Genomic DNA, 19,458 nt, shown 5'->3' with positions numbered 1-19,458 from the left:
ATGCGTCGTCTGCTAAAATCCGTTTTGCTATTGCTATTAGGGTTACCGCTGCTGGCGGTACTGGCGTTCGCCTATCTGCAATGGCAACTGGATAAAGCCGGCGTGCGAGATCTGTCTTTCCAGCTCCAGAAGGTATCGCTGCATCAGCTGCATCTGTCTGAACTTAGCTTTCGACTCGACGCCCCCCAGCCCGCGACACTTCAGCTGCAGGATGTGCAGCTCAGCTGGTCCTGGCCCGCTTTTTTCCGGGTACAGGCTGAAAGTGTCCATATCGCTGAAACCCGCTTACAGCTGTTTGCCCCGGCTAGCCCCGCAACACCGCCTGAACACCCGTTTAGTCTGAATACAGATTGGCGGCTACCTGCCTGGTTACCAAAGCAGATCACCCTGCCAGATATCCAACTGCTGCTACCCTGCCCGGCGCTACAATGTGAAGTCAGTGCAGCCGCATCGCTCAGTAATACGGACAACGAACAGTATTTGCTGCAGGTACAGGCCAGCTCACCAGAGCTCGCTCAGGCGCTGCGGCTCGATGTGCAGTATCAACAGCAAGACAACCAGCAAGCACTGCAGGCTACACTGCTATATCCCGAGGTGCTGGCCCTTAGTCTGAAACAACAACTCGATAGCGAACGTCAGGCGAACACTGAACTGGCACTGGCCATCTCGCCACTACCAACTGAGCTACAAAACTGGCTGGCCAGCTGGCAATTGTTACCTCCGGCAGAATGGTTGGCCGAGTTTACCCAGCCGCTACAATTTTTTGTGAATGCAAACTGGCAATTACCACAACAGCTACAGCGCAATAGCGGAATACCGCTGCAAGATGCACAGGTCAACGCCCTGTTAAGAGCGCCAAGTGCCTTTGCCCTGCCATTTGGCACAGTCCAGGGCGAGGCCGGGCTTGCGCTGGCTATTACGCAGGGTGAAATCGAGAATTGGCAGCTCAGTGGCGATCTCCAGCTGAGTCATTATCTGCCACCGGCGCTGCAGGCTGCCCTGCCAGAAACGGCTGCACCGCTGTATATCAGGCTAAACACCTCAGGCGACTCCGCCAGCCTGGCGTCACTTCCGCTGCAATTGACGCTAAGCGCTGCTGCACCGCTGGCACTTGATGCGCAGCTTACCGCAGAGCTTAGTTTAAGTCCTGAGCTTAAATTAAGTGTACCGGAGGCGGAGCTGGCTGTGGCACTGGCACAATTCACGCCCTCGCCTGAGCTAAAGTTAGCCGGCACAGCGCTTAAAGGACGCTTCAGTCTGCTATGGCAAACCGATAACTGGCAGCTTCGCAACCTGACACCTCTCAGTCTGCACAGTCAGCTGGATTACGCCGATATCCAAAGCCAGCTTGAGCTTAGTGCCAGTGAACTCAACCTGAGTCAGCATGGCAACAACACGCCGCTTAATCTGAACAGTCAGCTTAGCGTAAAGCTGGGACAACTCGTTCATCCCTTATTACAGCGACAGGACTGGCAGTGGGAAAGCACGTTCAGTGGTAACAGCAATAATCTGGCGCTTAACGGCAAGCTGGAAAATAGCGCCGGCTTAAGTGCTCAACTGCAAGCACAGGCTGCTTTTATTAGCGCCACACCGCAACTGCAACTGCACTGGCAATTAGCCGATATTTTTTTACTGGCCGGCAATCCATTAGCAGCGACGCTGAAAGATTGGCCTGAGCTATTAAGCCTGCAGCGCGGCCGGATCCTGGCGTCCGGCGAGCTGGCGGTCACAGCGCAACGACCGCGGTTGCAGCTGCAAGCAGAATTACGCGAGCTAGCCGGGCTTTACGATCGTACCCTGTTTAATGGTCTAACCGCCCGTTTAACCGCGCAAAGCGACGCGGACTCGCTACAGCTGCACTTACCGCAGCTGAGAATTGCGCAATTAAATCACGGTATTGAGCTGGGCCCGCTGCTGGCCGCAGCCGACTATCAGGCAAGTTTGACGGCACCTGGCGCCGGCACGCTCAGCCTGCAACAGTTTGAAACCGATTTTTTACTCGGCAAAGTGCAAATCCGTCCGCAGCAGTTTCAGTTGGCAGCAGACGAGCAACAGGTGGTGCTGCAACTGAATCAGCTCGATCTGACGGAACTGCTGCGCCAACACCCAAGCACTGAAGTAAAAGCCCGCGGTAAAATCAGCGGTGAAATTCCGCTACGCTGGCAGCAACAGCAATTTGAAGTTGCCGCCGGCGTGCTGGCGGCCGAGCAACCCGGTGGCTGGCTGCAATACAAAAATCCAGCGGCAGCCGCCAGCAACAACCCCGGCATGAAGCTGGTTTTTGAAGCACTGGATGATTTTCATTTCAGTGAGTTACAATCTGAGGTCAGTTACAGTGGTAGCGGCCGGCTTCAGCTGGCGTTAAAACTTCAGGGCTATAATCCAGCAGTACAGCAAGGTCGCGCTATCAACCTGAATATCACCCTGGAAGAGGATTTACCAGCGATGCTGGCCAGCCTGCAGCTGGCAAGTAAACTTAATGATACCCTGACTAAAAGAGTGCAACAGTATATTCAACAACAACAGGCAGCCCGCAAGGCGGCAGGAGACAAACCATGAAGAGGCAAGCGCTGCCAGCGCTGATACTACTGGGACTGGCCACAGCCTGCACCCCAAGAGTTGAGGTTGCACTGGCCAATGAACCGATCAACATCAACCTGAATGTAAAAATTCAGCATGAGATTTTTATCAAGGTCGACAAGCAACTAGATGAGTTGTTTAGCGATGCCAGTGGCCTATTTTAAGGAAACCTGAAGATGCAAATGCATAAGTTAATAACGAGAGCGTTGCAACACAGCCGGTTACTCTTCCTCAGCCTGCTGCTGGCCTTTAGCTTGCCAGTACTGGCGATGAATTTGCAACAGGCGATGGCGGCACTGCCTAATGCTAAGGCGCAGGGCCTGGTTGGCGAGCAACCGAATGGCTATCTGGGCGTGGTACAGGCTGGCACTGATACAGAGCTGCTGGTCAAGCTGATTAACGATGCCCGCCGCGCTGAGTATAACCGGCTGGCCCGTGAAAATAATATTGCGGTCAGTGATGTCGAAGCGATGGCCGGTCAAAAAGCGATAGAGCGCACCGTGCGTGGTCACTTTATACTGCTGGATGGCAACTGGATCCAAAAACGCTGATTTTTGCGCCAGATCAAACTCCCGGCAGAAAAATCCTGCCGGGCATTCGACTTTAGTCGCATATTTGCCCTGTCGCTTATGCTGTACCATGCTTAGTTGGTCTTAAACCCACTAAGAGGTAGTAGCATGAATGCTATTTTCTTGATGTTAATGGGCCTGGGTGCCATGGCACTTGGCTATTTCGTCTATTCAAAGTTTATCTGCGAAAAAATCTTTAAAGTCGATCCGAATTTCCGTACGCCAGCGCATGAAATGCAGGATGGCGTGGACTATGTACCCACCAATAAATATATCCTGTGGGGTCACCATTTTACCTCTGTTGCCGGTGCAGCACCGATTATCGGCCCGGCTATCGCCGTGATCTGGGGTTGGGTGCCGGCATTCCTGTGGGTGGTATTTGGTACTATCTTCTTTGCCGGTGTACACGATGCCGGTGCTATCTGGGCCAGTAGCCGCAATAAAGCTAAGTCGATTGGCGCTTTAACCGGCGATATCGTTGGCAACCGTGCCCGCAGCATTTTTATGATTGTGATCTTCCTGGTGCTGCTGATGGTCAACGCGGTATTTGCCGTCGTAATCGCCAACCAGCTAATTAGCTTCCCCAGTGCTACGGTGCCGGTTTGGGGGGCGATAGTGGTCGCGCTGATTATCGGCCAGCTGATTTATCGTAAATTAATTGGCCTGCTGATGGTGACAATCATCGGTGTCGTCGCACTCTATGCCATGATTTATGCCGGTCCGATGTTCCCGTTGGCCTTACCCACTGAAGTGATGTTTGGCCTGAATGACCGTCAGAGCTGGATTATCCTGTTATTTGTCTATGCTGCCATTGCCTCGCTGTTACCGGTTTGGGCCCTACTGCAGCCACGGGATTATATTAACGGTATTCAACTCTTTATCGGTCTGGGTCTGCTGTATGCAGCGGTTATTTTCGCCAGCCCGGATATTGTCGCGCCTGCGTTTAACACCGAGGTACCGGAAGGTACGCCGTCTCTGATCCCGCTGCTGTTTGTCACTATTGCTTGTGGTGCCATTTCCGGTTTCCATGGCCTGGTTTCCAGCGGCACCACGTCCAAGCAACTGGATAAAGAGCCGGATGTGCGTTTCGTTGGCTACTTCGGCGCTATTGGTGAAGGTTCATTAGCTCTGGCTGCCATTATTGCCGCAACCGCTGGTTTCGCGACCCTGGCAGATTGGCAGGCAATTTATCACAGCTTCGGTCAGGGTGGCGTCGGCGCCTTTATCCGTGGCGGTGCAAATATTTTACAGGACGGTATCGGTTTAGACATGGTGCTGGCGCAAACGCTGTTGACGGTAATGGTCGTGCTGTTTGCCGGTACCACTATGGATACTGGTCTGCGCTTACAGCGCTATATCTTCCAGGAATGGGGTAGCATCTACAATATCAGTTGGATGCAAAAAGCTGCCCCCGCTACACTGCTGGCTGTAGGTAGCTGTTTACTGCTGGCCTTTGGTGCCGGTGGCGACGGCTCAGGCGGTATGCTGATTTGGCCTTTATTCGGTACCACTAACCAGTTACTGGCCGGTCTGACCCTGTTGGTGATCACTGTGATGCTGGTCAAGCTGGGACGTCCGATGTGGTACACGCTAGCACCACTGATGTTTCTGCTTACCATGACTACCCTGGGCTTGTTAATCCAGTTAAAAGCCTTCTATGATAAAGGCGACTGGTTCCTGTTTACGCTGGATATTATTATCCTGGTAGCCGCGATACTGGTGATCCTGGAGTCAGGCTCAACCCTGACTAAACAGATCAAAGCCAACAAAACAGCGAAAGCATGAAACTGGATTTAAAGCTCGACAACCTTAAGGCCTGGTTCCGCCAGGCCAACTTCTACGTCGAGGAGGTTTACAATGCCCCCTACCGCTCGGCGATCGCCCGGGCGCAGCGGAAGCAGGATGACCTCTTTATGTTACTGATCTTCTCTGAAATGATGGGTGTGCCCAATCCCGCCAGTTATTACACGCTGGAGCTGCAACCTTTGTTATTGGAGCGCTTCCATGACTGGCATCTGCGGATGGGTATGGAACACTCGCCACTGGATAATTTTAAATGCTGTTAACCGATAAAAAAGTCCTGCTGGTCGGCGGTAAAGGTGGGGTTGGCAAAACCACGGTGTCCTCTGCGCTGGCCGTATTGGCCAGTGAACGTGGCAAAAAGGTGTTGTTGGTCTCGACCGATCCGGCGCATAGCCTGGCCGATGCCTTTGGCCGCGAGCCTTTTGGTGACCGAATCACCCGCCTGGCCCCTAATTTGGACGGCCTGGAACTGGACCCGGATCGGGAAGTCGAGCAACATCTGGCGAAAGTGACTGCGCAGTTAAAGCGCTTTACCCGGCCAGAGATGTTTAGCGAGATTGAGCGACAGATGCGGCTTACCCGTCAATCGCCTGGCGCACAGGAAGCGGCAATGCTGGAGCGGATTGCGCATACCATTGAGCTTGGCCTGACCGACTATGATTTAGTGATCTTTGATACAGCCCCAACCGGCCACACGCTTAGATTACTTAGCTTACCCGAAGCCATGGCGGCCTGGACTCAGGGTTTACTGAATGCCAATCAACGTTCCGCCAAGCTGGGCGAAGTACTAGGGCATCTGACACCTAAAGGCGGCCGCGATATCACCAATCCACTGGCAGATCCGGCTGAACATGCCACTGCCGGCATGGATGAACGTAATAAAGCCATTACCGAAACTTTATTAAGCCGGCAACGTCTGTTACAACGCACCCGCGAATTACTGCTGGATAAACAACGTAGTGCATTACTTTTCGTATTAACGCCGGAAAAATTGCCTATTCTGGAGACTGGCCGCGCAGTAAAAACGCTGTTGGATGAAAAATTACCGCTGGCAGGTCTGGTGGTGAACCGCATCCTGCCAGCGCATGCTGATGGTGAGTTTCTGGCGCAGCGTCGTTTACAGGAACAGCAGCATCTGGCGCAAATCGAGCAACAATTTAGTCAGTTGCGCCGTTATAAAGTGCCGTTACAAGCCACCGATATTCAGGGTATTGACGCCTTAAGCCGCATGGCCACCCTACTGGCAGCCGCTGGGCTTTGACTATCCTTCAGGCCCATAACACACTTAATACCAGCAGGCTGATAAAACCAAGCAGCGCCATACTGTTATAGATGGTAATTGTCAGAACATATTTCAGCAGGGTTTTTGCCCAGCCCTGCTGATAGTAGATCTTTTGGAACAAAAACAAATACAGCGGGATCCAGCACAGTAACAACCAGATCAGCTTGTTACAGATTGTCGTTAACACGGCCCAGCTGCTATAGTCAGCGGCCAGTTGTAACAAGACTATTGCCGCCAGCATATGCAAAATAAAGCTATGGCTGTGTAAGGCGACAATCAGGTGCTCCATATAAAAGCGACCGGAACGCCAGTAAAGCAGCTTTAGCATTAACGCAAACAACGGCAAGAACAACAGCATCATCTGCGGTGCTAATGAAAAAAACTTATTAATCGCCAGCTTAGGCTGATTGGCCAGTTGTTGCATCTTTTCGTTATAGGCTTGCTGTTGCGCTAACGTCAGAAACGGCAGACGGAATAGTTCCAAATCATGGTCCTCCTGCCAAACACCCTGCTCTACCAGCTGTTGTTTAACGTCGGCCATCACCTGTTGTTGCTGCGCCACACTCTGTGCATCTTGCGGCTGGTTTACCACCACACTGTTGGAAAATAACGATGAAAACAGCAGAAAGGTCAGCACTGAAGTAAATAAATACAGCCGCAGTGGCGGCACATAGGGTACCCGGTGGCCATTTAAATAACGTTTACTCAGATAGCCCGGCCAGAACCACAATGGCAACAAGGTTCGCCACAACCGGCTATCCCAGTTACTGAACTCACCAAAAAACTCAGTAAGTACCCCGCTCAGATTACGGATATAACTCTTTTTTTCCTGGCCACAGTGGTGGCAAAACGCCCCCTGCAAAGGTTGCGCACAGTTATCACAACATCCTTGTTCCGGCATAATTTCAGCAACATTAATGAAAAATTGAATAGCAGCTAAGGGCGTGTTGACGTTTACTGCTTAGATTTTGTTCGCACTGGCGGCGCTTTGGTCGCGAAACGAGGAACGCAGTTTAGTCATTCTAAATAAGTGACGAGTGACAAAGAGCAAAGCGTCGCCAGCGCGAACCCTTCGGGCAGCGTTTGGCTGGTGTTTCTACTGCGTTATCGCTTGTTCATGTAGAATAACTACACATCACAAGCTCTGCCTTGTATAAACACCAGCCAAACGGCTGCAAAAACAAGCAGCAAACGTCAACACGCCCTAGAACACCGATCAGTTTAAAAATTATACAGGGATCGACTTTGTAACGTCTCTATGATCAAATGCGCAAATTGTTTCATTCAGAGTATTTGATTATGTCCTCATCACGTCAGTGGGATTGCCCGGTAGAACTGTCAAAAAAAGAGAAGTTTATCTGCTCTAAACTTAAGAACTCCGGCAAATTATTTGTGTTTCTTCGTGAGCAGCGCCATCGAATTTTTGACGCTCAAATGGAGCAACAATTGCTAACCTTGTATGCTGACCATCCGATCGGTAAACCTCCTGTGCCTGCGGCATTACTTGCGATGGCCTCATTGCTGCAGTGTTATGAACAAAAATCCGATGCGGCAGCCACGCTTGAAGCCATGTTTGATGTGCGATGGCGCATGGTTCTTAATTGTCTCTCACTTGATGATGAAATCGCCCCTTTTTCTCAAGGAACATTGTGTGATTTCCGGCATCGTCTGGTCAGGCACAATATGGATGAAGTGCTATTAGAGCATACGGTGAATATCGCCAGAGAATTTGGGGGCTTTGGTCACACACAACTTCGGATTGCCCTTGATTCCGCGCCATTACAAGGCGCAGGGCGTGTTGAAGATACCTTCAATCTGGTGGGCCACGCATTAGAACTCTTGGTCAGTTGCGCAGCAAAGATCCGCATGACGACAGAAGAGCAAATCCAGCTTGAAGCCGGCACACAATTGGTCGGGAAAAGTAGTATAAAAGCGGCGCTGGACATTGACTGGTCAGTTGCAGCGGAGAAACAGAACGCTATCAATACCTTACTCAAGGATGTGTTACAGCTTCAGCAGTGGCTTAGTACACAGGCTCCCTTGGTGTCCGAGCATAAGGAGCTCCAAGCCTGTTTGACCTTGCTGGACACGGTGCTATCTCAAAATATTGAGCCCGATCCTGATGGTGGAAGCAGGATAAAGCAAGGTGTTGCAGAAGACAGACTTATATCGCTTCATGATGGAGCAATGCGACATGGTAAAAAGTCCAGCTCCCGAACAATCAATGGTTTTAAACAGCATATAGCCGTTGATATAGACACGAAGCTGATACTTGCCACTTGTGTGCGGCCAGCTAATGAACCGGAACATAAAGCGGCAGAATGGCTCAAACCTAAGGTACTAAAGGTGGGAGAAGTTAAGGAGCTCAGCATTGACCGTGGTTATCTAGCCGCGTCGTGGACAGTGGAATTGTTTCATCTTGGTCATAAGGTAATAGCTAAACCCTGGACGTCGACCAATAAAGGGAAGTTCAGTAAAAAGGAGTTTGAAATAGATTTACTTAACCGCCGTGCGGTCTGTCCCGCAGGGCATAGTGCCGGATTTAGTCGTGCAACGCCGACTCAGATTCGATTTGGTAAAGAGCGCTGTGATAAATGTGCGTTGAAACCACAATGCACAGATTCAAAAACAGGCAAAACACTAACATTACATGTCAATGAAGAGATGTTACAAGGTCTAAGAAGGTTCGTTGAGACACCAGAAGGTCGTGCTCAAGCAAGGGAAAGAACCAAAGTAGAACATGCACTTGCATCTATTTGTAACCGGAAAAAACACAGGGCAAGATACATTGGATTAAGATTAAACGAATATGATCTCAACCGCACAGCAGCCATCACCAATTTACATATTAGCATGGCCATGGCTGCTTAGTTTTTAAACTATATGGTGCTCTAGTAAATCACTTTTAGATCACAAGCTTCCGCGACTTTATCGCAATTAGCACACTGTTCAACGTGTTTGGCAGTAATATTTTCTTGCGTATAATTTCAGCATTCCTTAAAATGCGCCCCAACGAAAGGCACGGCATCCGAAAGGGTGCACACGCAAAGCTGCGGATCTAAGGGGAAACCTACGATAGCCGGGCTGCCATGACCGAAACTGGTCTGATATGCTGCGACTCCGGATGTCGATTGTGTCTTTCGCTGGTATTAAAACTATACTTAAGCCTGATCGTAAGGTACAACCTAGGAGTTTGTTATGAAATGTAAACTGTTAACCCTTGCTGCTGCCATTGCTGCTACAGCTTTCGTCAGTTCTCCTGTTGCCGCAAACGATCAACTGGCACAGTCAATTTGTTCTTATGTTGCCGCTGATAACCGCAACGCCCTGCGTAAAACCCTGTCTGATAACCGTTTACGTCTGAGCAACGTTTACTCAGGTATTCAGTGCGACGGTTTAACCTTAGTTCGTTTCGCGATTAAAAGCGGTGCTAACGATACCGCCGACTTTATTATTAAGCAGTTACCCGGTAGTCAGGTTGCAGCCTCAGGCGATATCGAATGGGCGCAAAGTAATGGCTTTGGTAGCTCACCGGTAATCGAGTCTCTGCAAGCCCGTGCTGGCGGCTAAGTCTGGCATCTTGCTTAAATAACGGCACCTTGGGTGCCGTTTTTATTTCTGTCCCTCCAGACGATACTTTTGCCGCATCACCCGCCCCGCTACCTTAACTTTATGATCGCTTTATGCCACTCTGCTATTCTCGTTAACAGAATAATAAGATTAAGGATCAGCCATGCTTTATTTTAAGCCCAGCCTGCTGGCACTCGCCCTGGCCAGTTTACCGTTACAGGCCGACACCCCGGCCACCGATTGGCAGGTTAATGCGCCGCAGGGAGAATTTAGCCAGGTTGATATTCAGGTCCAGCAAGGTAGCTGGATGAATGTCAGTGTAAGCCCGGATGGTAAAACCATCGTTTTTGATTTGCTGGGTGACATCTATAGCATGCCGATCAGCGGCGGAGCCGCGACTGCCCTGACCAATGATATCGCCTGGAATATGCAGCCGGTATTTAGTCCGGATGGCAAATATATTGCCTTTACCTCTGATCGCGATGGCGGCGACAATATTTGGATCATGCGCCCCGATGGCAGCGAACCCAGAGCCGTCACCAAAGAAAGCTTTCGTCTGTTAAATAGTCCAGCCTGGAGTCCGGACGGTCAGTTTATTGTCGCCCGTAAGCACTTTACTGCCAGTCGTTCTCTGGGTGCCGGTGAAGTCTGGCAATACCATATCAGTGGTGGCAACGGTGTGATGCTGACAGAGCGGCCGAACGATCAGAAAGATCTTGGCGAACCGGCGTTTTCACCTGATGGCCAATATATCTATTTTTCGCAGGACGATACGCCGGGTAAAACCTTTCATTACAGTCAGGATTCAGAAAGCGGTATCTACGCTATTAAGCGCTTTGAGCGCGCAACCGGCAATATTGAGGTATTACTGGCCGGTGCTGGTGGTGCCATTCGTCCGACCCCATCTCCGGACGGTAAATATCTGGCCTATATCCGGCGGGTCGATTTCCAAAGTACCTTGTTTTTATATGATTTAACCAGTGGCGAGCATATTAAACTGTACGATGGTCTGGACCGTGATATGCAGGAAACCTGGGCTATTCACGGCGTTTACCCTACCCTAAGCTGGACACCCGATAATCAGCAGTTAGTGTTCTGGGCCGGTGGCGAGATTAAAACGCTGCGACTCAGCGATAAAAGCGTCAGCACTATTCCGTTTAGCGTCAATACCAGTAAACAGATCCAAACCGCGCTCAGAGTAAAACAGGATCTGGATCAGTCACAGTTTGATACTAAGATGTTGCGCTTTGTTCAGGTTTCACCGGATGGTAAACAAGCCGTCTTTACTGCTCTGGGCCATTTGTATATCACCGAACTGAACAATCCCAGACCGCGGCGTTTGACCCGGCAAACTACCGATTTTGAATTCTATCCGCAGTTCTCGCGCGATGGCCGTGAGCTGGTCTATGTCAGTTGGAATGATCAGACACAGGGTGCAGTCAATATTCTGAATTTACGCAATAACCGGGTGACCAAGCTAACCACCGAGCCTGGTAAGTTTATTGAACCTACCTTTAGTCCGGATGGCCGCACCGTGGTATACCGTAAAATTGGTGCCGGCAGCCTGCTGCCAAAACAATGGTCAATGAATACCGGTCTGTATAAAGTCAGTAACCGTGGCGGCGAAGCTGAGCTGATTGCCCGCAATGGCCGCGCTCCGATGTTTGGCGCCGGTAATGACAAGGTCTATGCGATGGACTTTGGCAGCGCCCCCAGATTGATCAGTATTGATTTGACCAAACATACGCAACAAACCCTGTACAGTGCCAAGTTTGGTACCGAATTTAAGCTGTCGCCGGATGGTAAATATCTGGCTTTTGCCGATCGCTTTAAAGTCTTTGTCACCCCCTTTGTCGAACGCGGCCGGCCAATTGAAATTGCCGCCAACGATAAGCAATTTCCGGTTAAACAGCTGTCGGTGCGTGCCGGCGAGTACATTAGCTGGGCCGGTGATAGCAGCAGCCTGTACTGGAGCCTGGGGCCAGAGCTTTACCAGCAGCAGGTCAGTGGCTTGTTCGATCTGTCGGCAGCGAAAAGCCCGGAGCCCAAAATCACCCAGTTAGGCTTTTCGGCGCCCGTTGACATACCACGTGGTAGCGTCGCTTTTGTCGGTGGTCAGGTTATCACCATGCAGGGTGATAAGGTATTACAGGATGCGGTGGTATTGGTCCGCGATAACAAGATTAGCGCCGTTGGCAGCCGCGACGAGATCGCTATTCCCAAAGACGCCAGGGTGTTTGATATTAGCGGTAAAACCCTGATGCCTGGCCTGTTCGATGCCCATGCGCATGGCAGTCAGGGCGTGCAACAAATTACCCCACAGCAAAACTGGCAAAACTATGCGGCCCTGACGTTCGGGGTGACCAGTATTCACGATCCCTCGAATGATACCCGCGAAATCTTTAGTGCCAGCGAGCTACAGCGTAGTGGTCAGATTGTCGGACCACGGATTTTCTCCACTGGCACCATCCTCTACGGTGCCGAAGGTGCCGGCTATACTTCACATATCGATAGTCTGGACGATGCCAGGTTTCACTTAACCCGGTTACAAAAAGTGGGCGCCTTTAGCGTCAAGAGCTATAACCAGCCGCGGCGCAACCAACGGCAGCAGGTGATCCAGGCCGCGCGCGAGCTGAATATGATGGTCGTGCCGGAGGGCGGCTCTCTGATGCAGCATAACCTGACGATGATCGTGGATGGTCACACCACCATTGAACATGCGCTGCCGGCAGCCAGAGTGTATCAGGATATCAAGCAGCTGTGGCAGGCCAGCGGCACCGCCTATACCCCCACGCTGAACGTGGCCTACGGTGGTATCTGGGGTGAAAACTACTGGTATGACAAAACCGAGGTGTGGAAACATCCCCGCCTGAGCCGCTATGTACCTATGGATCAATTGGCACCCCGTAGTATGCGCCGGCCCACCGCTCCCGAGCATCACTACAATCACTTTAATGTGGTAAAAACCGCGAATGAGCTGAAGGAGGTTGGTGTTGTCGCGAATATCGGCGCCCATGGTCAGCGCGAAGGTCTGGGAGCGCACTGGGAGATCTGGATGTTTGCCCAGGGTGGCATGACCGCACTGGAAGCGCTGCGAACCGCCACCCTGAACCCGGCGATCACCTTTGGTATGGACCATCAGCTGGGCAGTATTGAAGTGGGTAAACTGGCTGATTTAATTGTGATTAATGGCGATCCGTTGCAGGATATCCGGGTCAGCGATCAGGTGATTTATACGATGGTCAATGGCCGGCTGTTCGATGCCGAAACCATGCACGAGATAGGCCTGCGTGAGCGGCAACGCCAACCCTTCTACTTTGAAGCGCATTAATCAGGTTGACCGTGGGATAGCCGGTGGCAGCAATGCCGCCGGCGAGCTTATTCTGGCCGCTGAGCCAGGAGCATCCCGAGATAACAACAGCAACAGCCGCCGATAACAGTCAGCAGCAGATAGCTGCCGGCTGCGCCGTAACTGGCGGCACTATATAGCTGCAACAGCTCGAAACTAAACAAGGAAAACGTGGTAAAACCACCACAAAAGCCGGTCAGCCAGAATTGTTGCTGCCAGGCTGGCATCGGATAACGACCACCGGGCTGACTGACGATCGCTAACCAGCCAATTAGCAAGGAGCCCAGTAAATTAACCATTAACGTTGCAAAGGGCCATACTGTTACCCCGACCCAGGCGCCAAGACTAAGGCGACAGGCCGATCCCAGACCCGCTCCCAAGGCGACCGCCGCCGTATCTTTCAGCTTTACCATAACTGCTGCCCGCACCAGCTACCAAATAGCAACAGCAACAGGCCACCGCCGACGCTAATGCCAGGATAAAGCAGCGCCTGGCGCAAAGCGCGACTGCGCCACAAGATCACAGTTTGTAAACTTAACGAAGAGACAGTGGTAAAACTGCCCAGGGCTGCTAATGCCAGGATCTGCCATTGCGCCTGACTCAGCTGCTGCAGATCTTTACCGGCCCATAACAGGCCAAACAGAAAGGCGCCACTCAGATTTACCACTAGGGTTGGCAGCGGGAAAGGCTTGGTCCAATAGGCCGCAAGCAGATTGGATAATAAAAAGCGGCACACGCCGCCTACAGCAGCGGCCAGCAGCATCGCCAGATACAGCACCGGCAACTCCTTTGAAAAAAACCTATCTTGACCAGCGCCAGCGCTAACGTCAAGTTTAGTCTGTGTTTTGTACCGGCGTTAATAGCAACACCAGTTGATTGCGCTGCCCTTCGGCATCGAGACTATCATAAGGCAGCACCAAATCGGCTTTGCCATCAGCATTCAGATCAAACACTCTGACCCGACTGGCATCGCGCGGCAAGGTTAACTGCACCTTGTCGCTGTTGCGGCTAAACAGGCGACTGCGATCCGGCGCAAAAAAGCGCAACTCAGTGCCCGCTTCCCCCATCACCAGATGTTTACGGCCATCACCGGCCAGATCCATCAGCTCGAATAGCGGCATATCAAAACGCAGGTTACTGATACTGACCTCAATTTTTGCCTGTTGCCGGAAGTTAGCTTTCGCAGGATAACGCCTGTCTGCAGATAACAGATAGAAATCCACATCCAGATTAGCGCTGCCACGCAATAACACCCGCACAATGGTGCCGACACCAATCTTAGTGGTTGGAATATAAAAATCTTTACGACCATCGCCGTTAAAATCGGCAATCACTACTTCGGTCGGGACCGAATCAACCGCAATCTCGGTATCCGGCGCCGCACTGAAGCTTAGCCCCTGCTCGGTCGCGCTGGCAAAATACACCAGAAAACGCGCACTGCGTTCCAATGCATCAGCAATTTGCTCGACCCGCAGCACCAGGTCCGGCAAGCCATCGCCGTCGAGATCCGTGATCTCCTCCAAACTGACAATCCGCTGCCCGCTATAGCTACGTCCGGCATCTGAACGCTGGTCGGCTTGTTGCTCAGTTGATAACTCCAGCGGCCAACCCGGTTGCCAGGGCTCGGTACTAAAGCTACCGTCTGCCTGCTGTAAAAAAACCTGCACCTGAGCGCCCTGCACAAAGAGAAGATCCGTCATGCCGTCCAGGTTAACATCCAAGGTATAAAAGCGGCGACCACTGTAGTCGGCGCGGTTATTATTCCAGGTTTGCACCCGGGCGCTAACAGGTAACGCAAAGTGGCGGAAGCTACCGTCCGCTTGCTGCCGGTACAGGTGATAAAACTGAAAATCCGGCAGTAAAATATCACTCAGGCCAGAGCCAAGATCCACAGTAAACTGCCGTTCGCGTAACCGCACCGCATCAACCACCCGAAACATTGACTCGCTCTGCAGCAGCTTGCGCCAGTTAAAGCGGCCGTCCTGCTGCTCCAGCTGCAAAATGCCATCGGTCGTCAGCAACAACAGTTGCTCATCCTGATAGCCAGCCAGTTTGCCGCGGCTAAAATACTGTGCCTGCGGCGGTACTTCGATACTACGGGTTTGATACGAGTTTAAATCGACCTGAGTCAGCCAGCGCTCATATTGGCTAAAGCCAGAAACCCACAGCTGTTGCTGTCCCGGTAAATGCACCAGGCTGCCGTTAGCCGGATGCCCCAAAGGCACGGTAATTTTTTCCAGCGGAAAGGCCAACAAGGATGGCGCGACCAACAACAATGGCAGCACCAGATAGCGTGCCCAACGCAAACTCTGCTTCAACATACGGGATTCCCTGATTAACTCTATTCCAGTACGGCTTTCGTCAGAAAAAAGTTTGAAAAAGTTCAGTGCCTTAACAAAATAAAGCCCCGCATTGCGGGGCTTAGTTACGACAAGCAGCGCTGAAAAGGCGCCAGCGTTATTCGCCTAAACGCGCCTTGATAATATTAACCAGCGGATTGTCAGCAAAGCCATTCGCGGTTGCCCAGGCCTCATAATTGGCATCAGCCAAAACCTTTGCCGGCATTTGTTTGACAATAAAGGTACCGGTATCCAGGGCATCGCGGCGGATCGCCAGTTGTAACAAACTTTCGTTATTGCAACGCACACCACTGTAGATATTACGCAGATTTAACTTATTATCTGCCAGTACCTTGCGTACCTGATTACGATTATCTTCGGCTACGAAGCCACAAAGCGAGGCGGAAATTGCATCATTGGCCAGAGCACTGGTACTGCACAGTAAAGCCGTGGCGATAAGCATTTTTTTCATATTATGTCCTGTTGGGTTATGACACCAAGTTGAATATAACGCCATTATAGGTTATTGCCAGTATTGGCGGCATAATTATCCCCGACATTTGAGCTAAGTGATTGAATAACAATCAAAGCTGTTTCAATAATCTGGCCGGGTTACCGCCAACAACAGCTCGGGCCGGTACGTCTTTTACCACTACCGCACCGGCGGCAATCACTGCCCCCTCACCAATACTGACACCGGGACAAAGGATGGCACCACCACCAATCCAGACATCGTTAGCAATCTGTACCGGCAGTGCCTGCTCCACACCACTGCGCCTGGTTGCAGCATCGAGCGGATGATTAACGGTATAGATCTGCACCGCAGGGCCAACAAACACATGATGGCCAAAGGTGACTGGCGCAACATCCAGGATGGTACAGTTAAAATTCAGAAAAACATGATCGCCAAAAGAAATGTGTTTGCCGTAATCACAGTAAAATGGCGGTTCAATAAACACCTGCTCGCCGACTGTCGCAAATAACGCCTGTTGCAAACGACGGCGAACATTATGCTGCTCGGGTTGGGTTTTATTAAACTGCTGCGTCAACTTTCGCGCCTCAAGCCGCAGCTCGCGCAAGTTTTTGTCCAGCGGATCATACCAGGCACCGCTTAGCATTTTTTGATATTCAGTCATCTTGGCAATAGTTCAGATTTATCAGGAGCATCAGCTAATGGTACCTCAGAACAGCACTAAATTGCGGAAGTTTTACCTACGAGCAAAGGCTGCAGCTGCTGTCAGGATAGTGCGAGGGCGAAAAAAAGCCCCGGCACAAGGACCGGGGCAAAGTTCAGCTTTGGTTGAAATATTCGCTTAGCGGGCGTTGGTACTTTCGAAGATCTTATCCGCCGATGCCGCCACAAAACCGGTATACAGCAAGCCATTCGCCAAGGGGTAACGACGGGCAAACTCATAGAAACAGCTTGGAATGGTCGCCTCGGTATCGCTGAACTTAACGGTAACTAAATCCGCCAGCGTCGACGACTGTTCCAGATACACCTGTGGCGTACCTTTGATCTCGCCACCTGACGTATTCAGCAGGAAGCCGGCATCTTTCAGTGCCTGATTCACCTGCTCAAGGCTATCGAAGTTCTGCAGATCATTGACGCTTACCGTAAAGTGATTAGCGCGATAACCCCAGGCCGCAACCCAGGCAGCATATTCACTTTCTGCCAGCAGTTTTTCATAGGTCGCCTGGCTGACTTGCCAGTGGGTACCTGAGTACAGGAAATTATCTGCCATGACCGCTTGCTCAGGGATCTGCGCCACTAACTGCTCAATGGTGGCTTTTAACTCAGCTGAACATTTTTCCAGCAGCAATTCGGAGATAAACACCTTGGGTAAGGTGCGATCGGCGTGCTCAAAATGCTTGGCGTAGAGTTTCTTTGCTTCAAAGTGATACTCACCACACTCTTCATAACCCAGTGCCAGGAAGTGGGCAGCCAGCTTGTCTAAAGATACTTTAGGCAGGTTAAAGGTGCGCAGCGCGATATGATCGTTAATCACATCATCTTGCTGCGAAGAACCCAGTAGTTGGTGCACTTTTTTGGCCGACGGGGTGACGCTCAGGTAGTCTTGCCATAAGTTATCGAATAACGCTTTTACATCAGTATGCATAGCAACTCCGCTTCGGGTTCAGTAGTTCAATATAATCAGCTGTAGTAGTGTAATGTACTGGCCGCGTTTAACGCTGATCCAGATTAATAAAACGGGCGAAATCGCCGCTTTCCAACTGCAAGACCTCAGCCATAGCCGGGCTTAGCAGCAAGAGTTGTTGCTCCGGGCAGTAATGCGCGCCTTTACCAAAGCTGGCCCGGAAATGCCGTACTGCAGTATTGGCAATTGCCAGAGTCGACTCACCCTGCACCTCTTGCACCTTAACCGCGACTTTGCGGCTTTGCGCCACAGAGCGGATATCGGTTAGTTGAGCTTCTACAGTGGGGCCGGCGTCAAATAAATCCACATAGCCGCGATGGCGGAAGCCCTCGGCTTCCAGCATTTTTAACGCTGGCTTGGTATTTTCATGCACCAAACCGATCACCTGCTGTGCTTGTTGCGGCAACAGGTCAACATAGATCGGGTGCCGTGGCATCAGCTCAGCGATAAAGGACTTTTTCCCCACACCAATCAACTTGTCAGCGGTGGGAAAATCGATGGTTAAAAACAGCTTTTGTAACCAGTTCCAGAACGGCGGTATACCGTTTTCATCGGCCGCACCCCGCATTTCAGCAATCACCTTGCTGGCAAAACGTGTCGGATGCTCTGCCATAAACAGAAAACGTACTTTCGATAAAAAGCGACCGGCATGGTTACGACGATAGCTTTCGCGCAGGAACAAGGTACAAATTTCTGACGCGCCGGTGTAATCATTACATAGCGTTAAAGTTTTCAGCTGGTTAAGGACATTTAGTTCGGCGCTATGATGAATAATGGTATTTTGCTGAAAGTGATAAAGCGGCGTATGTAAGCCAACTGCCGCTTCGATGCCGGTAGTGCCTACGATATCACCGCTACTGGTGTCTTCCAGCACAAATAAATAGCCCTGATCGCCCGGCTGATTAACCTGTGCCGCAAAGCTATGTTCAGCATGGGCAATTTTTTGCCCCAGCCGCTCATCATGATCAGGTAACGAGGTAAAACCCGGGCCGGACTCAATGGCAATGCGTTTTAACGCGGGAAAATCGGCAGCGGTAATAGGCCTGATCACTAACATTTAAAGGCGCCCTGAGAATAGCAACGGTCAATGCCGTCCGGATGTCGGCTATTATAGTTGGCAAAAAAATCAGATTGCAGTGGCATTTTTTGCAATTTAATCGATAATAAATGCATTCTGATAAGATATTTTGACATTATGCTAAATAAAGAAGATGAAAAACTGCTAGCACTGTTACAGCGCGATGCCCGGGCCAGTATTTCGGATCTGGCGCGTGCGCTGCAGCTATCCCGCACCACAGTACAAAACCGGCTACAGAAGCTGCAGGATAACGGCATCATTAAAGGCTTTACCGTTGAATTGGGGGAAAGTTACCTCAGCAACCTGGTATCGGCGCACGTCAGCATTAAGGTCAAACAAAAACTCACCGCCCGTACTAATGTCGAGCTACGGCAAATGCCACAAATTGCCGCCCTCTATGCGATCAGCGGCGAGTATGACTTGATTGCCATAGTCCAGGCGCAAACAACGGAGCAGCTTAGTCACCTGCTGGATGATATTGGTAATCTGGAAGGTGTGGAACGCACCACCTCCTCGGTGATCCTGGAAACTAAGTTCCACCGCTAATCAGGCACTTATCCACAGCACTTTTCTATCCACAGCACTATATGAACGCCTCCTTTGCAAGGGTTTTTAACGTGTGCTGAGTTTGGATGGGCTGCGGCACTATATCCGGTCTTATTAATGCGGGGCGCGCCCCCGCTGACCCTAATGATTTCCGCGACTTTAGTCCTTACACTCCGGACGGTATTT

Annotated in this window: 18 protein-coding genes and 1 riboswitch; of the genes, 10 read left to right on the top strand and 8 right to left on the bottom strand. The window is 51.1% G+C overall.

The features are described 5' to 3' along the window. From AEST_RS16495 to AEST_RS16470, 6 genes are all read left to right on the top strand, one after another. Complete coding sequence (locus AEST_RS16495) at positions 1–2,559, top strand: intermembrane phospholipid transport protein YdbH family protein (RefSeq protein ID WP_008610436.1); 2,559 nt, start codon at positions 1–3, stop codon at positions 2,557–2,559. Beyond that, on the top strand, positions 2,556–2,744 hold the full coding sequence (locus tag AEST_RS16490) for a YnbE family lipoprotein (protein ID WP_008610433.1): 189 nt from the start codon (positions 2,556–2,558) through the stop codon (positions 2,742–2,744). The genes AEST_RS16495 and AEST_RS16490 overlap by 4 nt, the downstream gene beginning before the upstream one ends. Positions 2,745–2,756: 12 nt before the next feature. Beyond that, the gene (locus tag AEST_RS16485; RefSeq protein ID WP_008610431.1) at positions 2,757–3,131 is read left to right on the top strand and encodes a YdbL family probable chaperone protein; all 375 of its coding nucleotides are present in this window, start codon (positions 2,757–2,759) and stop codon (positions 3,129–3,131) included. A 126-nt stretch (positions 3,132–3,257) separates the two neighbouring features. Next, entirely contained in the window at positions 3,258–4,934 is a 1,677-nt protein-coding gene (locus AEST_RS16480; RefSeq protein ID WP_008610430.1) for a carbon starvation CstA family protein, read from the top strand. After that, positions 4,931–5,215 carry a cory-CC-star protein gene (locus AEST_RS16475; protein ID WP_008610429.1) on the top strand — a complete coding sequence of 95 codons (285 nt, stop codon included), beginning with the start codon at positions 4,931–4,933 and terminating at the stop codon, positions 5,213–5,215. The genes AEST_RS16480 and AEST_RS16475 overlap by 4 nt, the downstream gene beginning before the upstream one ends. Next, positions 5,206–6,213, top strand: coding sequence for an ArsA family ATPase (locus AEST_RS16470; protein WP_008610427.1), 1,008 nt, complete (start codon positions 5,206–5,208; stop codon positions 6,211–6,213). The genes AEST_RS16475 and AEST_RS16470 overlap by 10 nt, the downstream gene beginning before the upstream one ends. Before the next feature lie 7 nt (positions 6,214–6,220). On the opposite strand, the gene AEST_RS16465 is transcribed toward AEST_RS16470, so the two are convergent. Then, the gene (locus AEST_RS16465) at positions 6,221–7,135 is read right to left on the bottom strand and encodes a DUF3667 domain-containing protein (RefSeq protein WP_008610426.1); all 915 of its coding nucleotides are present in this window, start codon (positions 7,133–7,135) and stop codon (positions 6,221–6,223) included. Between the two features lie 398 nt (positions 7,136–7,533). Here AEST_RS16465 and AEST_RS16460 point away from each other — a divergent pair, with 398 nt between their 5' ends. The 3 genes from AEST_RS16460 (at position 7,534) to AEST_RS16450 (ending at position 13,135) form a co-directional block, all read left to right on the top strand. Next, positions 7,534–9,105, top strand: a complete 1,572-nt coding sequence (locus tag AEST_RS16460) for a transposase (protein ID WP_039925223.1) — start codon at positions 7,534–7,536, stop codon at positions 9,103–9,105. 137 nt (positions 9,106–9,242) lie between these two features. Next, positions 9,243–9,326, top strand: a riboswitch (cyclic di-GMP riboswitch). Positions 9,327–9,432: 106 nt separating this feature from the next. After that, positions 9,433–9,804: a DUF3718 domain-containing protein gene (locus AEST_RS16455; RefSeq protein WP_008610425.1), complete on the top strand. Its 372-nt coding sequence runs from the start codon at positions 9,433–9,435 to the stop codon at positions 9,802–9,804. A gap of 163 nt (positions 9,805–9,967) precedes the next feature. Continuing rightward, positions 9,968–13,135 carry an amidohydrolase family protein gene (locus AEST_RS16450; protein WP_008610424.1) on the top strand — a complete coding sequence of 1,056 codons (3,168 nt, stop codon included), beginning with the start codon at positions 9,968–9,970 and terminating at the stop codon, positions 13,133–13,135. Between the two features lie 47 nt (positions 13,136–13,182). On the opposite strand, the gene AEST_RS16445 is transcribed toward AEST_RS16450, so the two are convergent. The 7 genes from AEST_RS16445 to astA all read right to left on the bottom strand — a co-directional run bounded on the left by AEST_RS16445 (position 13,183) and on the right by astA (position 18,705). Further along, on the bottom strand, positions 13,183–13,566 hold the full coding sequence (locus AEST_RS16445; RefSeq protein WP_008610423.1) for a fluoride efflux transporter FluC: 384 nt from the start codon (positions 13,564–13,566) through the stop codon (positions 13,183–13,185). Then, positions 13,560–13,931, bottom strand: coding sequence for a fluoride efflux transporter FluC (locus AEST_RS16440; protein WP_008610422.1), 372 nt, complete (start codon positions 13,929–13,931; stop codon positions 13,560–13,562). The genes AEST_RS16445 and AEST_RS16440 overlap by 7 nt, the downstream gene beginning before the upstream one ends. A gap of 55 nt (positions 13,932–13,986) precedes the next feature. Then, positions 13,987–15,474, bottom strand: coding sequence for an FG-GAP repeat domain-containing protein (locus AEST_RS16435; RefSeq protein WP_008610420.1), 1,488 nt, complete (start codon positions 15,472–15,474; stop codon positions 13,987–13,989). 136 nt (positions 15,475–15,610) lie between these two features. After that, positions 15,611–15,964 (bottom strand): DUF3718 domain-containing protein, encoded by a 354-nt coding sequence (locus tag AEST_RS16430; RefSeq protein WP_008610419.1) that lies wholly within the window; start codon positions 15,962–15,964, stop codon positions 15,611–15,613. A gap of 112 nt (positions 15,965–16,076) precedes the next feature. Continuing rightward, the gene (locus AEST_RS16425) at positions 16,077–16,628 is read right to left on the bottom strand and encodes a sugar O-acetyltransferase (RefSeq protein WP_008610418.1); all 552 of its coding nucleotides are present in this window, start codon (positions 16,626–16,628) and stop codon (positions 16,077–16,079) included. 177 nt (positions 16,629–16,805) lie between these two features. Continuing rightward, the gene (locus AEST_RS16420; RefSeq protein WP_008610417.1) at positions 16,806–17,609 is read right to left on the bottom strand and encodes a DUF1338 domain-containing protein; all 804 of its coding nucleotides are present in this window, start codon (positions 17,607–17,609) and stop codon (positions 16,806–16,808) included. A gap of 67 nt (positions 17,610–17,676) precedes the next feature. Then, complete coding sequence (astA, locus tag AEST_RS16415) at positions 17,677–18,705, bottom strand: arginine N-succinyltransferase (RefSeq protein WP_008610416.1); 1,029 nt, start codon at positions 18,703–18,705, stop codon at positions 17,677–17,679. Between the two features lie 138 nt (positions 18,706–18,843). Between astA and AEST_RS16410 the strand changes: the two genes are divergently transcribed. Further along, positions 18,844–19,272: an Lrp/AsnC family transcriptional regulator gene (locus AEST_RS16410; RefSeq protein WP_008610413.1), complete on the top strand. Its 429-nt coding sequence runs from the start codon at positions 18,844–18,846 to the stop codon at positions 19,270–19,272. Positions 19,273–19,458: the final 186 nt, after the last annotated feature.

It is taken from the genome of Alishewanella aestuarii B11 (assembly GCF_000280055.1).
Classification (GTDB): Bacteria; Pseudomonadota; Gammaproteobacteria; order Enterobacterales; family Alteromonadaceae; genus Alishewanella; species Alishewanella aestuarii.
Note: the sequence above shows the minus strand (reverse complement) of the source record. Positions and strands in the feature narration are given on the sequence as shown.